General features: G+C 64.3%; 13 protein-coding genes and 2 pseudogenes. All 15 read left to right on the forward strand.

The features are described 5' to 3' along the window. The first annotated feature begins 9 nt into the window (after window positions 1–9). The 15 genes and pseudogenes from AU185_RS18950 to AU185_RS19020 all read left to right on the forward strand — a co-directional run bounded on the left by AU185_RS18950 (window position 10) and on the right by AU185_RS19020 (window position 15,466). Window positions 10–1,587 carry a flavin-containing monooxygenase gene (locus tag AU185_RS18950; protein ID WP_059099152.1) on the forward strand — a complete coding sequence of 526 codons (1,578 nt, stop codon included), beginning with the start codon at window positions 10–12 and terminating at the stop codon, window positions 1,585–1,587. A 160-nt stretch (window positions 1,588–1,747) separates the two neighbouring features. After that, window positions 1,748–3,574: a CocE/NonD family hydrolase gene (locus tag AU185_RS18955; protein WP_059099151.1), complete on the forward strand. Its 1,827-nt coding sequence runs from the start codon at window positions 1,748–1,750 to the stop codon at window positions 3,572–3,574. 15 nt (window positions 3,575–3,589) lie between these two features. Beyond that, entirely contained in the window at window positions 3,590–4,270 is a 681-nt protein-coding gene (locus tag AU185_RS18960; RefSeq protein ID WP_059099150.1) for a DUF3108 domain-containing protein, read from the forward strand. A 67-nt stretch (window positions 4,271–4,337) separates the two neighbouring features. Further along, window positions 4,338–4,715 carry a hypothetical protein gene (locus AU185_RS18965; RefSeq protein ID WP_082683967.1) on the forward strand — a complete coding sequence of 126 codons (378 nt, stop codon included), beginning with the start codon at window positions 4,338–4,340 and terminating at the stop codon, window positions 4,713–4,715. Window positions 4,716–5,005: 290 nt separating this feature from the next. Next, window positions 5,006–5,863: an SDR family NAD(P)-dependent oxidoreductase gene (locus AU185_RS18970; RefSeq protein WP_059099148.1), complete on the forward strand. Its 858-nt coding sequence runs from the start codon at window positions 5,006–5,008 to the stop codon at window positions 5,861–5,863. Beyond that, window positions 5,860–6,738, forward strand: a complete 879-nt coding sequence (locus AU185_RS18975; RefSeq protein WP_059099147.1) for an SDR family NAD(P)-dependent oxidoreductase — start codon at window positions 5,860–5,862, stop codon at window positions 6,736–6,738. The genes AU185_RS18970 and AU185_RS18975 overlap by 4 nt, the downstream gene beginning before the upstream one ends. Next, entirely contained in the window at window positions 6,735–8,291 is a 1,557-nt protein-coding gene (locus AU185_RS18980) for a flavin-containing monooxygenase (RefSeq protein WP_059099146.1), read from the forward strand. Before AU185_RS18975 ends, AU185_RS18980 begins: the two co-directional genes overlap by 4 nt. 24 nt (window positions 8,292–8,315) lie before the next feature. Continuing rightward, window positions 8,316–9,334: pseudogene (locus AU185_RS18985) on the forward strand (SDR family NAD(P)-dependent oxidoreductase). Further along, window positions 9,297–10,199, forward strand: coding sequence for a metal-dependent hydrolase (locus AU185_RS18990; protein ID WP_059099145.1), 903 nt, complete (start codon window positions 9,297–9,299; stop codon window positions 10,197–10,199). Before AU185_RS18985 ends, AU185_RS18990 begins: the two are co-directional and overlap by 38 nt. Before the next feature lie 10 nt (window positions 10,200–10,209). Next, window positions 10,210–11,211, forward strand: coding sequence for an SDR family NAD(P)-dependent oxidoreductase (locus AU185_RS18995; RefSeq protein WP_082683968.1), 1,002 nt, complete (start codon window positions 10,210–10,212; stop codon window positions 11,209–11,211). Beyond that, window positions 11,195–12,760, forward strand: coding sequence for a flavin-containing monooxygenase (locus AU185_RS19000; protein ID WP_059099144.1), 1,566 nt, complete (start codon window positions 11,195–11,197; stop codon window positions 12,758–12,760). Before AU185_RS18995 ends, AU185_RS19000 begins: the two co-directional genes overlap by 17 nt. A gap of 161 nt (window positions 12,761–12,921) precedes the next feature. Further along, a pseudogene (locus AU185_RS19005) lies at window positions 12,922–13,032 on the forward strand (metal-dependent hydrolase); the annotation flags it as partial. Then, complete coding sequence (locus AU185_RS19010) at window positions 13,029–14,327, forward strand: saccharopine dehydrogenase family protein (RefSeq protein WP_059099142.1); 1,299 nt, start codon at window positions 13,029–13,031, stop codon at window positions 14,325–14,327. The pseudogene AU185_RS19005 and the gene AU185_RS19010, both read left to right, overlap by 4 nt. Continuing rightward, window positions 14,327–14,761: an SRPBCC family protein gene (locus AU185_RS19015; protein ID WP_059099141.1), complete on the forward strand. Its 435-nt coding sequence runs from the start codon at window positions 14,327–14,329 to the stop codon at window positions 14,759–14,761. The genes AU185_RS19010 and AU185_RS19015 overlap by 1 nt, the downstream gene beginning before the upstream one ends. A gap of 66 nt (window positions 14,762–14,827) precedes the next feature. Beyond that, window positions 14,828–15,466, forward strand: coding sequence for a TetR/AcrR family transcriptional regulator (locus AU185_RS19020; RefSeq protein WP_231740292.1), 639 nt, complete (start codon window positions 14,828–14,830; stop codon window positions 15,464–15,466). Window positions 15,467–15,580: the final 114 nt, after the last annotated feature.

Below are 15,580 nucleotides of genomic sequence, written 5' to 3' on the forward strand. Positions count from 1 at the left end.
GGAAACGTCATGTCCGACGCCGCAGTGCATGCTGAACCCCAGTACGAGGTGCTCGTCGTCGGAGCCGGCTTCGGCGGCATCGCAACCGGGGTGGCACTCCGCCGCGTCGGCGTCGAGAACTTCGTGCTCATCGACAAGTGGGACACCGTCGGCGGCACCTGGAACGCCAACACCTATCCCGGCGTTGCGGTGGACGTGCCATCGCCGATCTACAACTTCTCTTTTCAGCAGCGGTCGCAATGGTCGCGGTTCTTTGCGCCGGGAGCCGAAATCCAGCGCTACGCCGAGGAAGTCGTCGACAAGCAAGGCCTCCGAGACAAACTGCGGTTGGGCTGCGGCGCGACGGACGCCAGATTCGACGACTCCGCCGACATGTGGCGGGTCACGACTGACGCAGGGGACGTGATCACGGCACGATACCTGGTGAGCGCGGTAGGAGTCCTGGAGCAGCCCAAGCTGCCGCCGATCGATGGCATCGAGAACTACGCAGGCAAGATGATGCACACCGCGCGATGGGATCACTCCTACGACTTCAGCGGTAAACGAGTTGCCGTGATCGGCACAGGTGCGACTGCCCTGCAGGCGATTCCGGAACTCGCCAAGCACGTCGAGCAACTCACGGTCTACCAGCGCACGGCGATCTGGGTCGCCCCAAAGCCGGACTTCCCGATGGGAACCGGTTGGAACCGGGTGCTTGACGTCCGGCCCGTGCAGAGCGGGGTTCGGTTGATCGGCAATGTGGCCGTCAACGCCTTCCTAGGACTCGCATTTGCGCTTTCGGACTACCCGCGCGTGACATCGGCCGTGCTGGGGCTGGGTGAGAAACTCATCAAGGGCTACCTGTTCACGCAGGTACGTGATCGCGAGCTGCGCCGCAAGCTGATACCGAGCTATCGACTGGGGTGCAAGCGGCCCTCGGTGTCGAACTCGTACTTCAAGACGTTCACCCTGCCGCATGTCGAGTTGGTGACGACTCCCATCGAGAGCTTTACAGAGAACGGCATCGTCACTGCCGACGGTGAACGACGGGAGTTCGACATGGTCGTCGCCGCAACGGGGTTCAAGGTCATGGACAAGGGCGCTACTCCGCCGTACCCGATCTACGGGTCAGGGGGTGAGGAGTTGGGCAAGTTCTGGGACGAGAACCTCTTCCAATCCTACGAAGGTGTCTCTGTTCCGGGGTATCCCAACGTGTTCCACATCTTCGGCCCCTACGGATACGCGCCCGGCTCGGTCATCCCGCTCATCGAAGCCACGTCCACCCACGCCGCGCGCGTGATCGCCGAAGCCCGTCGCCGCGGCGCGACCCGCGCCGAGATCCGCAGAGAACCACACGACGAGTACTTCCAGAAGATGTTCGCCCGCAACAACAACACGTATCTGTTCGATCTGGGGTGCGCGGAATCGAAGACGTACTACATCAACTATCAGGGCCATGCTCCGGCTCTACGCGCGACGACGCAGTTCAACATGTACTGGAGCAATCGGCACTTCCCGCTCGATCACTACCGGTACACGGCGTCGCGGCCCGTGGCCGGGGGGATGGCATCCACCGTAGCGGTGCCGCAGCGGGCGGCACGACGGTGATCAACTCGACTCGAAAGGAGCGGCAGTGACTATTTCGCAACAGGTTTCATTCGGCGAGCCACTGCGACCGGGTGTGGTTGGTCTACCGCCGAACGCTCGATTCTCTCTCGGTCCGCAACGGTACCCGAAGGTGCGTGTCGACCGCGGGGTGGGAATCCGGATGTCGGACGGTGTGATTCTTTCAGCTGACATCACGCGTCCTGCCTATCGGCGTGGTGTGGCCGTCGACGAGCCACTGCCGGTGGTCGTCTCTTTGACCCCCTACAACAAGACCCTGTTGACGCGGGCCGCACCGCTCATCGGTCTGCTCGGGCACTTCGGGCCGGCCGTCTACCGGCTGGTCCCTGGTTCACGACACGGCCGGGCCGGCGGCCGGGAAGTGCTGCGGACGCTCGGCGGCGGAGCATTGGAAGCAGTCAGCGCCAACCGCACGCTCATCTCCCGCGGCTTTGTTCACGTCGCAGTGGATGTGCGGGGCACCGGGACCTCGACAGGGCGGTTGGAGGCCTTCTCCGAACGCGAACAACAGGACGCTCAGGAAGTGCTTTCCTGGGTTCGAGCACAACCGTGGTGCGACGGCGACCTCGCGATGACGGGCATTTCGTATCTGGCAATCACCGCTTTGCACGCCGCGGGTCGTCGGCCCGAAGGGCTCAAGGCCGTCTTCGCGATGATGGGATCTGCCGATCTCACGAAAGATCTGATGCTCACCGGCGGTGTGCAGTCGATGTTCACCATCGGCTGGCTTGCCGCGGTGAATGCAGTGAAGTGGCTGCCATCGGTGCCGGCGCTCGTGCGTACCGGAGCGCTCCGAAGCTATGTGCGCGACCGGATTGCCAGTCCTGGAACCAGGTTCGGTGACGTCACTCGGTCGATCCTGTCCGATGATCATGTCGAGCACTGGTACCACGAAGACAGCGTGATGCGCTGCCCGCGAATCGAAGACATCACCGCGGCGACGTGGCTTCAGGCGGGCTGGCACGACGTCTTCGTCCATTCGGCGACCACGTTGTTCGAACGCATGCAGCTGGCGCGCGGGGCGGGCCAACTCGTCGTCGAGGACACCTATCACATCGCGCCGGGGACGGGTTTCGGCGCTGCCGACTACCCGCAACGGCTCGATGAGCTCCAGTGCGCATTCTTCGAACGTTGGGTGAAGGGGTTCGACAACGGTATTGATGCCTACGGACCGATCACCATCCGTCAGCAGGGGGCGGGCTGGGTCTCTCGCGCCGAGTTCCCAGCACCACGCGCCACCGTGCACTCCTGGTATCTGTCGGCAAAATCTACTGGGAGCGCCGACCATTCGGCCTACGACGGCTCGCTGAGCGCCAGCCCCGACGAGGCGACGACCGAGGTGCGCCTTCCGCGCCGGCGGCCGGGCATCGCGTCCCAAACCACGAGTTGGGGACTGATGGGGTTGACCGCTGTGCTCGGCAGCAAGTGGGCGGTCGACGACCGGGGCCACGAGAAGGGCGCAGTGACCTTCACTAGTGACCCACTCCCCGAAGACATGCTGATCTCAGGTCCCATTAACCTGCATCTTCGGGTCCGTACCCTCGGCATCGACGCGTTCTGGCTCGCCACCGTCTGCGACGTGGCGCCGGACGGTGTGTCGTCGGTGATCGCGCGCGGTGCGTTGCGCTCGAGCCGTCGTGCGATCGACGAGGATTCCAGTCTGCGCGTCGGTGGCGAACTGCTTGCCGCACGTCATCCGCTCACTGCCGAAGCGGTGCTTCCGGTGCAGCCCGGGATACCGCACGAGTTGGACATCGACATCAACCCGACCGAGGCAGTTCTGCGAGCCGGCCACCGCCTACGCGTTGCAGTCGCGCGCACGAGCTGGCCACGGTTCTACCTCACGCCGCGGGTCGCGTGGAAGATGCGCCGCGCGCAAGAGATAGTGCTCGATCCGGGTCAGCCGAGTCGCCTGGTGCTCATGGCGGCGCCGGCGGATTCCAATGCCGCTACTGATCTCTCGGCCTGAACCAGGATCACTGAGATGACGAGCCCGTTCCGCGACCCCGCAATCGCGGATGGGGAGAAGTCGATCTACTCGCTGCGGGTCGACGGCGACTCGACAGTCCGCCAAGTGTCCATTCTGGTAGAGCATGATGGTGACGCCTACCTGTCGTCGTTCGATGCGGGTTCGGACGACTCGTTCAGGATGAGGGTCGAGCAGCGCATCCGCCGTCAGGACGGCGCCTTGATCGCGGAAAGCTACCGATCAGAAGCACGTTACGAAGGCCGGCTTGTCTCGCGGGAAGAGGGCTACTTCATCGGAACCCGGCATGTCCAGTTCGGTGGCCGAATCGACCCCTTTCCGCAAGGGGTGATGCCCCTGATCGGCGGCCTGACATTGATGCGCGGCATCGATTTCCGCCGCGGCCACAAGTCGAAACACGACCTGTGGCTTGCCTTTTCGCTCTATTGGCCGCTCGAGGTCAAGGTCGAGAAGCGCACGACCGTCGACGTGGCAGCAGGATCGTTCGATGCCTGGCAGGTCCGCATGCGACCTGGTTTCGCTCATATCAACGGATTGCTCGACAAGGTGATAGCGGGATTCCTCCCGCCGTTCACCGCACATTTCGAAGCCAGCGGTGCGCACCGCATGCTGCGGTTCAGCTTCCCCACCGGTCCCATGCCGTGGAACCCGCGGGGTGTGCTCGAACTGGCCGCGTAGGTTGGCCCGGGTTTTCGGCTCGGAGGTAATGGTGGTGAGGCGACGAACGCGATGCGAGGGTGGATCAATGCGTCGACCAATGCTCAGGGTGACACTGTCGATCGCTGCAGTCGCAGTGGGCTTGGGGACTGCGGCAGTGGCGACCGCCAGCGATGGGGAATGCGACATCCTCCTGCGGTCAGCTGATCGGCTGGACAAGACGTTCAACATGGTTTCGGCGTCCGGAACTCCGCCGTCCGTGGCAGGCCAGATTCGCAGCGCGCTGGCCCCGCTGTTTGGGTTGAGTAGTGCGGCCGCGGTCGACCTCCGGCTGTGGTCCGGCGCGGTGGCTTCGGATATCGACGGCAGCGACCCATATCGATTGACGGCCCCCGGCCAACTCACGAGCGACCTCGGCAGGGCGCGGCATCAGTTGACTGTGGCTCGTCAGTACTGCATGGCGTAGGTCCGCCGACTCCCGCAGGTGCGCGCGGACCGGGCGAGCCGCCTGGCACAGCCGACCTACGACTACCGAGATGCGTCGGCGAGGGACGCGGCAGCTTTCGTAATTTACTTTCCCGCACAACGAAGTTCAGCGGCCCGACGGCCAATCCGCGCGCGTGTAAGCGGATGGTGCTGCGGTGTCCGACCACGGTGGCGGTACAGAAGAGCGCTTCAATCGAGATTGCATTGCTATCTGAATAGTATTATTCTGTCAGTGGGAGTGATCCCGCGCACACGACAAGGAGTCGATGAATGACATTGGCAGTGGTGACGGGCTCGGGGAGCGGGATCGGCAGGGCGACCGCGCAACGATTCGCCCGCAAGGGTGCGACGGTGATCGTCTCCGACATCAACGAAAAGACGGGCAACGAAACGGTCGACGCGATCAAGGCCAAGGGCGGCAACGCCGTCTTTCGCCGCCTCGACGTCGCCGACGTCGATGACCGGGAGGCCTTCACCGCATGGACTTGCGAAGAGTTCGGCGTGCCCGACGTGGTGGTGAACAACGCCGGCATCCTGATCGGCGGGGGATTTCTCGAGCAATCCGGGGACGACTGGCGACGGATGATCCAGATCAACATGATGAGCCCGCTGATTGGGTCGCGACTTTTCGTCGAGCGAATGGTGGACGCGGGCACGCGCGGCCACATCGTGAATGTTGCGTCCTGTGGTGCGTTCCTTCCGACGGCGCTGGCGCCGTCCTATGTGACCGCGAAAGCCGGCGTCTGGCTCGGAACCCAGGCATTGCGGCAGGAGTTCGGCGGCAAAGGGATTGGTGTCAGCGCGATTTGTCCGGGTCTGATCCGTACCGGGTTGGCGGGCAACGGCACCAGAGCCGGTGTCGGTGCGGACGACAGTGCAGAGTGGGCGGCAAAGCTTGGTGCAGCACATCGGTATATCGGACGCTCACCCGACCGGGTGGCTGCGGCAATCCAGCGTGCCGTGCGGTGGAACATCTCGACTGTTCCGGTCGGCGCTGAGGCGTGGGCCAGTTGGTACCTGTACCGCCTATCGCCGTCATTGGTGCGGGGTCTGAGCGGTTTCGTGCAAATGCCTTTGGCCGACCGGGCGACGGCCTTGGCAGGAAAGATCTTTGGAGGCGCGCGATGAAGACCGTGATCATCACCGGAGCCGCCGCGGGGATCGGCAAGGAGACTGCAAAACTGTTCGCCCGCAAGGGCGAACGCGTGATCATCGCCGATATCGACGAAGTCGGGGCCGAGGCGACCGCTGGGGAGATCAAGATCGACGGCGGCCAGGCCGTCCCCTATCGACTCGACGTGAGTCGCGAGGATCAATGGGAAGATTTCGCCGCCTGGGTGCGGGCCGAGTTCACCGCCGCAGACGTTCTCGTCAACAACGCCGGTGTGATGGATATAGGCGGCTTCGTGGAGACGACGGTTCCGCAATGGCAGCGTTTGATCGACATCGACGTGATGAGCGTCGTGTATGGCTCCCGCGTGTTCGCGCAGCAGATGATCGACGCAGGCGTGCACGGCCACATCGTCAACATCTCGTCGGGGGCGGCATTTTTGCCCTCGAAGTTGATCCCGGCCTACAGCGTCGCAAAGGCGGCTGTATTGATGGCCTCGCAGTCGTTGCGGATTGAATTGCGTCGACACGGCATTGGCGTCACAGCGATCTGCCCGGGCGCGATCCGGACGGAACTGATGGCGCACGGCGAACGCAACGGCCTGACCGACGAACAGCAATCCGAGTGGCGGGATCAAATGAGAGTGGTGCAGCAGGGTGTCGCGCTGGCCGGACCGGATCGGGTTGCCCGCGCCATCGAGCGCTCGGTGCGTCGCAACTGGGCCGTAGTCCCGGTTACCCCGGAAGCGTGGTTGGGGTACTTCGCGATTCGTTTGTCGCCCAGCCTGATGCGGACGGTCACCTCAGTCGCGTCTTTCGACCGGGCCGAACGACTGCTCGGCGTCGCCCAACCGCTCCTCAATCGTCTGGCGAATCGAAAGGCGAACGCGTGACGCAGCACATCGACCACGAGGTCCTGATCGTCGGCGCCGGTTTTGGCGGGATCGGCGCCGCCGTCGAACTCACGAAGGCGGGCATCGACGACTTCGTCATCGTTGACAAGAACGATGGGATCGGCGGAACCTGGTGGGCGAACACGTATCCGGGTGTGGCGGTCGACATTCCGTCCATCTACTACAGCTTCTCGTATGCGCCACCCAAGAAGTGGACGCGGATGTTCGCACCAGGAGCTGAGGTGCAGCAGTACGCCGAGCAGGTGGTCGATTCGTTCGGCCTACGCTCGCGAATCAGGTTAAGCACAGCCGTCGTCGCTGCCGACTGGGACGAGGAGCAGCACGTCTGGCGGATCCAGCTGCAGTCCGGGGAGACTCTCGTCGCGAGATTCGTCATCGGTGCCGTGGGCGGCCTGGAGGTGCCGAACCTCCCGGACATCGCCGGCATCGACCAGTTTTCGGGCAAGGTGGTCCACACCGCCAACTGGGACCACGACTTCGATTATGCGGGCAAGCGCATCGCGGTTATCGGGACCGGCGCGACGGCGCTGCAGCTGATCCCCGAACTCGCCGATGTGGCAGGTCATCTCAGCGTCTTCCAGCGCACACCGATCTGGGTGGCACCGAAGCCGGACTTTCCGATTCCGACGTTCGTCAGCGCCGCCCTGCTGAGGATGTCGTTGCTGCGGCGCACAATCCGAGCGGCGGTCACCCTGGGAATCGACTTCGGGATCACCGGCATCGGGGTGTTCCACGAGCGCGTGCCGTTCCTCGCGGATTCGCTTCGGCGGGGCGGAGCGGTGGGCTACCGGGCGTGGCTGCGGGGCAACCCCGAGCTGGCCGAGCAACTGACGCCGGCCTACGCGCCTGGCTGCAAGCGGCCGTCGGTGTCCAACCGGTATCTCAAGACGTTCGCAGAACCGCACGTAGACCTTGTCACGGCGCCGATTCGGGAAATCACCGCGACCGGTGTGGTCACCGAGGACGGCGTGTCCCACGACGTCGACGTTCTGGTGTGTGCCACCGGGTTCAAGGTGATGGCCAAGGGCTACACACCGCCCTTCCCGCTGCGCGGCGTCGACGGCCTGGACATCGGAGAATTCTTCCACGACAACCGCTTCCAGGCTTACCAGGGTGTTTCGGTGCCGAAGTTCCCGAACAGCTTCCTGATCACCGGCCCTTACGGGTTCGCCGCCGGGTCGTACATCGCCATGATCGAATGCACCAGCCGGCACGCGGCGCGCGCGATCACCGAGGCGCGGCGGCGCGAGGCCACGCGTGTGGAGATCAAGCAGCAACCCCACGATGCCTACTACAACAAGAGTCGGCGGCGCGCCCTGCAGACGTTGTGGCTGTCCCCGGCCTGCGAAGGTTCCAACACGTACTACGTGAACTACCAGGGCGATCCCGCCGCCATCCGCCCGAGCACGCACCTCGAGATGTGGTGGGGAAACAAGCATTTCCCGCTCGATCACTACGCATACTCGCGCCTTCGCCCGGGACGCTGGCGGGACACTGAACTCGAGCTCGTCCCCGCTGGCGCCGTGGGCTGACCTGAGACGATCCCAGGAGAAACTGTGAAGCTCAACCGCCTGCAACCCAAGCTCGTCGTCGTCACCGGCGCCGGCAGCGGCATCGGACGCGCTACGGCGATCAGATTCGCGATGAACGGCGCGCACGTCGTCGTCTCGGACATCGACCTCGACGCCGCCGAGGTGACCACCGAAACGATTCGGGCCAAGGGCCATTCGGCGTCGGCGGCGCGGCTGGACGTGACCGACCCGGATGCGTGGGAGTCGTTCGCCAACGACGTGCGGCAGGAGTTCGGGGTCGCCGACGTCCTGGTCAACAACGCAGGCATCGGCGTCGGCGGCGCCTTCCTGGACCTGACGCCTGAGGCGTGGGACCGCCAGCTTGGTCCCAACCTGATGGGGGTTGTGTACGGCTGCCGCGTGTTCGGTAAGCAGATGGTGGAGCGCGGCCAGGGCGGTCACATCGTCAACATCGCCTCGGCCGCCTCTTACATTCCGCTCGCCGGCGGGTCCGCGTACTGCGTCTCGAAGATCGGGGTCAGGATGCTCACCGAATGCTTGCGAGTTGAACTGGGTCCCAAGGCAATCGGCGTCAGCGCCATCTGCCCGGGTTTGATCAACACCAACATCGGCAACAACGGTGAGACGGTCGGACTGGATGCCGAGTTGATCGACCGCGGCAAGGACGTCTTGCAACAGGTCCGTGACTTTGTCGCGAAGCTGCCGGTCCAGCCGCTCAGCCCGGACCTCGTCGCTCGCGCCGCCGTCCGAGCGGTGCGGTTGGACCTGAACGTGGTGCCCGTTCGCACCGAAGCCTGGCTGTTCTACGGGTTGTCCCGGACGGCGCCATCGCTCACCAGGATGATTACCCGTCAGTTCCCGCCGTCCAGACTGCAGGCCTCACTCGCTCGACTGTTGACCTTGATCGACCGCAACGACAGGGAGAACGACGTGACCATCGAAAGCCACTTTCCGACAGCCGAGTCCGTCTCATCCTGACGAAGGGGATCGACCATGGGTATGGCCATGAACATCTTGCAGAAGAACGCCAACCGGGTTCGTAGTGAGCTGAGCTTGGTGCCGCCGAAGGTGCGACGGGTCCGGTTCCCCTTCGGTGAAGAGAAGCCGATGGATCACTTCTTCGCCAACGGCAACATCGCTCTGAGCCACCTAGCCGCAGTGATTTCGGGACTTTTTCCGACGGGAGAGGACTCGCTGATCCGGTCAGCGCGCAGGTTCAGCGGTGAGATCGACGATCCGGTGATGAAGAAGCGGGTTGCGGGCTTCATCGGCCAGGAGTCCACGCACGGCCAAGAGCACAATCGACTGAACCAAACGATCCACGAGATGGGCACCTACCCGATCGCCTCCTGGCTCTTCACCAGGGAAGAATTCCTGGAAAGGACATACACCCGGCTCGAAGAATTCGCGGGCCGGATGTTGCACCTGGGCTTCATGGCGATGCTCGAGCACGGCACCGCCACGGCGACGCGACGCTTGTTGACCAGCGAGGAATTGCAGTCGATGCTAACGGATCCCAACGTGCGAGGGATCCTCAATTGGCATGCTCTGGAAGAGCTGGAACACAAGTCGGTGTTGTTCGACCTGTACCAACACAAGGGTGGATCTGAGTTGGTGCGCGTCGTGGTTGTGGGTCTGCCCACGGTGTTGTTGTTCTACCCGTTCCTGTTCGGTCTCACCCTGGCCTCGGCACTTGGCGATCCCGCCGCGCGGCGGCAACCGATGAAGTTCCTGCGGGATCTGATCAGTGTGCTCCGTGGACCGCTCGGACCGGGGGTGATCCTCGAGCTCGGTGAATTCCTGAAGCCGGGTTGGCATCCCGACGACATCGACACCGAAGACCTGGTCCAGGAGTGGCAACTGAAGTTGTTCGGCGCCAACGGCGATCTGGTGGATCGCGTCCGATGAGGAGACAACCGTGAAGCTCAACCGCCTGCAACCCAAGCTCGTCGTTGTCACCGGTGCCGGTAGCGGCATCGGCCGCGCGACCGCGATCAGATTCGCCAAGCGCGGCGCCCACGTGGTGGCGTCCGATATCGACCTCGCCGCAGCCGAGGTGACCACCGAAACGATTCGGGCCAATGGCCATTCGGCGTCGGCGGCCCGGCTGGACGTGACCGACCCGGATGCGTGGGAGTCGTTCGCCGATGGCGTGCGCGAGGAATTCGGCGTCGCCGACGTTCTGGTCAACAATGCCGGCATCGTGGTTGCCGGTGACTTCCTCGACATGACGGCTGAGGCGTGGGACCGCCAACTTGGTCCTAACCTGACGGGGGTCGTCCACGGCTGCCGCGTGTTCGGCAGGCAGATGGTCGCGCGCGGCGAAGGCGGTCACATCGTCAACATCGCGTCCGCGGCCTCCTACGCGCCTTTGCCCGGAGCGTCCGCGTACTGCGTCTCGAAGGCCGGCGTCAGGATGCTCACCGAGTGTCTTCGAGTCGAGCTGGGCCCCAGAGGAATCGGGGTCAGCGCCGTCTGCCCCGGGGTGATCAACACCAACCTGTTCAAGAACGCGGACACGGTCGGAATCGACGCCGACCTGATCGGTCAGGGCAAGGACGTCCTGCAGCAGGCCCGTGACTTTGCTGCGAAACTGCCGGTCCAGCCGCTCAGCCCGGACCTCGTCGCACGCGCCGCGGTCAGGGCGGTGCGCTTTGACCTCAATGTTGTGCCGGTGCGGACCGAAGCCTGGCTGACTTACGGATTGACGCGGGTGGCGCCGTCGCTCACCAGGGCGATCGTGCGGCAGTTCCCGGTCTCCCGGCTGGAGGCCGGTGGAGCTCGGCTCCTGACCCTGCTCAATCGCGACCGCGATGCAGCCGGAGAACCATCGAGGTGCGGATCTACGACGCCGACGGCGAGCTTGTCGACACATCGGTGCAACCCAATGAAGGGAAGACGGCATGACGCAGGCAATTAGCCGGCCGCAGTACGAGGTGGCGATCATCGGTGCTGGGCCGGCCGGAATCGCCATCGGCGCAAAGCTGCGCATGGCCGACATCGATGACTTCGTCATCATCGAGCGGGCCGACGACATGGGCGGCAGCTGGCACGAGAATCACTATCCGGGCCTCGGGGTCGACGTTCCGGCCCTGGCCTACCAGTACTCGTTCGCGCGGAACGCGAAGTGGTCCCGGTTCTTTCCGCACGGCGCCGAAGTCAAGCAGTATCACGCCGATGTGGCCGCCCGGTTCGGGCTGTACGAACGAACCCGGTTCAACTGCAACGTCGAGAAGGAGGTGTGGGATGACGAAGGCCGGTTCTGGAAGTTGCACATGCACGACGGATCGATCGTCACCGCACGCTTCCTGGTCAGCGCCGTCGGCGCTTTCGTGCGACCGAAGGAGGACGTCGGGATCACCGGGGCGAAGTCGTTCAAGGGCAAGGTGTTACGGCCGAGCTCGTGGGACCACGACTATGACCTGAGCGGTAAGGCCGTGGGCATCATCGGTACCGGTGCCAGCGCGGTGCAGATCATTCCGTCCATCGCACCGGAAGTGAAGAACCTCACGGTGTTTCAGCGCACTCCGGTGTGGTCGGTGCCGAAGCCGGACTTCGCCGTACCTCGGGCCGTGCAGCTCGTGCTGTCGATACCGGGACTGGCGGCGACCATCCACGGCGGCGCACTGGTGGTCATGGATCTATTGCTGCGTTCGCTTACCAAACCGCCCGCACGGGCCGTTCGGCCAGTGATGGACAAGTTCGACGCGTGGACGATCAACGGCTACCGGCGCTACGTCGGACGCGTGATCAAGGATCCGGTGACTGCGGACAAGCTCACGCCGAACTTCGGCCTCCTGGCCAAGCGACCGACCTTGTCGAGTGCGTACTTGAGGGCCTACAACAAGGACAATGTCGCCCTCATCACCGAGCCCATCGAGAAGATCACCGCGACGGGGGTGAAGACCCGCGACGGTGCGCTGCACAAGCTCGACGCGCTGATTCTGGCTACTGGATACGAGGTGTTCTCCGACCCGGAGACGTATCGACCTGGAACGGTGGTGGGCCGTGGCGGTTTCGACCTCGCCACGTTCTACCGCGAGGAGGGATTGCAGGCCTACGAGAGCGTTTCGGTGCCCGGGCTGCCCAATCGGTGGACTCTCGTCGGACCCTACTCGTGGACGGGATCGGGCTGGCATTCCTTCGTGGAGATGACTGCGGATCACGCGGTGCGGGCGATCACCGAGACGCGCAGACGCGGGGCGACGATATGCGAGATACGCAAGGAGGCGGCCGAGCGCTACCACCGTGCGATGTACGAGCGAGGCGCGGCCCTGCGCTACTACTTGGCCGACCTCAACGGCCACGTTCCCACGTACTACCGGAACTCGCAGGGGGACAGTACTTATATCCGGCCGTCCGGCTTCTTCGAGGCCAGCCGCGGCAACCGCAAGTTCCCGCTCGACGACTACCGATACGAGGTGGCCGTCGACGCGGCCTCCCCGTCCGACGTCGCGGCATTCGCGTAGGCGAGAGGAACACCGTGGCAGTCCTGGAATCTCTGTTCATACGCAATGCGAGGAGCCATCGGTCACCGTTGAGTTTGGTGCTACCGAAGTTGCGGCGCATGCGCTTTCGCTTCGGCGAACCGGTGCCCATGTCCCCGAAATTGGTGCGCGAACTCGCCAAGTTCACCCGCCCCGGCTTTCACCCGGACGACATCGACACCGAGGACCTCGTTCAGGAGTGGCAGCTCAAGCTGTTCGGCGCCAACGGCGACCTCGTGGACCGCGTCCGGTGAAGAAGTCTTTGGCGTCCCGGCGTGGGAAGCGCGAGTTCGACATCGTTGTTTTCGGCGCTACCGGGGTCGCGGGTGCCGCGACGGCGAGATATCTGGCTGACCTCGCGCCGCAGGGTGTTTCGGTCGCGCTGGCCGGACGAAATCGCGCGAAGTTAGAACAGGTTCGCCGCTCGCTGCCCGACCGGGCGGCCGATTGGACGCTCATCGAGGCCGACGCAGGATCGCCGGCGTCAACGGACGCCATGGCCACGCGGACGCGGGTGGTCATGACGACCGTGGGCCCGTGGCTACGGTATGGCGAGAACCTGGTCGCTTCGGCGGTGAACGCCGGCACCCATTATCTCGACCTGACCGCCGAGACGCCGTTCGTGCGCTGGTCCATCGACAAGTTTCACGATCAGGCGGCGCAGAACGGGACGAGAATCATCCATTCGTGCGGATTCGATTCCGTGCCTTCGGATGTGACGGCGTACCTGTTGCACCGCGCCGCCGCCGACGACGGCGAAGGCACGCTTGGCGACACGACCATGATCCTCCGTCAGATCTGGGGTTGGGTGTCGGGCGGATCGGTTGACTCATTCCGAGTTATCGCCGGGCTGGTCGGAAATCGCCCACAGCTGCGTCAGGTGCTGGACCCGGACGCCTTGACGAACAACCCCGGTGAATCACGGCCGCGGCCCAAGCAACCGTTCGACGGCAGGATCATCAACGCGGCCAGGGTCGATCCGTCACTGCGTGGGACGCTCGCGCCTTTCCCGGTGTCGATCTACAACACCAGGATCGTGCGACGCACCAACGCCTTACTCGGCGACGCGTACGGACCCGACTTCCGGTACGGCGAAGGCATCGGGCTGGTCCGGTTGCCCATCGTGTCGACAGTCGTCGCCGGGGCCGTTGTCCTCGGCTGCGCGGTGGCCTTCGCATCGATGGCAACCCCGCCGATCCGCCGAGCGCTCGATATCGTGTTGCCCAAGCCCGGCACGGGCCCGAGCGATAAGACGATGGACAGGGGATACCTCGGGGTCGAGACGTACACGCGGACATCGACAGACGCCCGGTACGTGGCCACGTTCAAGCTCACGGGCGACCCCGGTTACAAGGGAACCGCAGTGATGTTCGCCGAGTGCGCGCTCGGACTGGTGCTCGATGCTGACCGGCTTCCCGTCAGAGCCGGCGTACTGACACCGGTGGCCGCACTCGGTGACGTCCTCGTCGACCGACTGAGGGCGGCCGGCGTCACGCTGGAATGCGCGAGATCGGACAATGACATGACGACGAGTGATATGAGGGCATAGTGGCCAACGCAACAGTCACGCGGGTAGTACCCGCACCGCGCGCGATCGTGTACGACGTATTCGCCGACAGGGATGGGTATTCCAGGTTCCTTCCGCTTCAGATGCGCCTGGTACAGGAGGGCGTCGACGAACGCCAGGGGGTGGGTGCGGTGCACCAGCTGGGTCTCGGTCCGATCGGCGTAAAGGAGCGCATCACCGAACTCGTGCCGCTCGAACGGATCTCCTACGAACTGATCGCAGGCGCACCGGTGCGGCGCCACATCGGTGAGATCACCTTCGCCGACGACGGCGACGGGACTCGGGTGACTTACCGGATGGACAGCACGCCATCAATTCCGGTGCCGGGCTCGCTGCTCGCACTCGCGCTGCGTGGCCTGACCTCGGTCATGGTCCGCGGCGCGGCGCGGGAAGCCCGCCGGCAGGCTGCTGGCTAGCACGCACTCACTATTCAGATAGCGGTAGTATGTCTCTCATCCTGGACTAGCAAGGCGGAGGGTGACGTGGCTGCTCGGAAGGTGCTGACTCGCGCTGAGAGTCAGGCCCAGACCCGGCAAGCCCTCCTGGATGCCGCCGAGCAGTTGTTCTACACCAACGGGTACCACGCCACATCCATCGCGGCGATCGCCGCTGAAGCCGGTCGGACCATCGGGGCGGTCTACAGCAACTTCGACAGCAAGGAATCGCTCTGCCGCGAGGTGATGCGAATCCGGTTCATGTCGGAGGTCACTGCGCTGATGGAAGGCATTGTCCGCGCGGGTGATTCGATGGATGCGCGATTCGAAGCGTTGTCGGCGTGGTGGACCCGCCTGGCAACTGAGACGTCTCTGGTCACCTTCGCGGCCGAGTATCTGACGAGCACCTTCAATGACGCTGACCAGGTCGCAGCCAACCGCGATGTCATCGCACGGATCACGGAATCGGTCCGGGCAGTGCTCGGGGACGCGCTTCCCGAGGGGATCTCCGAGACGGATCCGAGGCTGGACGATGCAATCAATGCCGTCGTGTCCACGGGCACGGGGCTGGCGATCGGCCAAGCCATCGGCCTCTTCGACGGCGAGCAGGGCGCAGGTTTGATGGTCGCCACGCTCCGCATGTGGCTCGAGAAGCTGGAAAGTGGAACCGAGGTCGTCGCCACGTAGTTTTCTGTTGGAGCGCAAAGTCGCCATCCGAACCCGAACAACGGCGGCAGCGAGCACCACGAGCGCGTCTGCTGGGCGGTTCAGCAGAAAACCGCCGTAAGGGTTTCGTTCACG

This window comes from Mycobacterium sp. GA-0227b (assembly GCF_001499855.1).
Taxonomy (GTDB): Bacteria; Actinomycetota; Actinomycetes; order Mycobacteriales; family Mycobacteriaceae; genus Mycobacterium.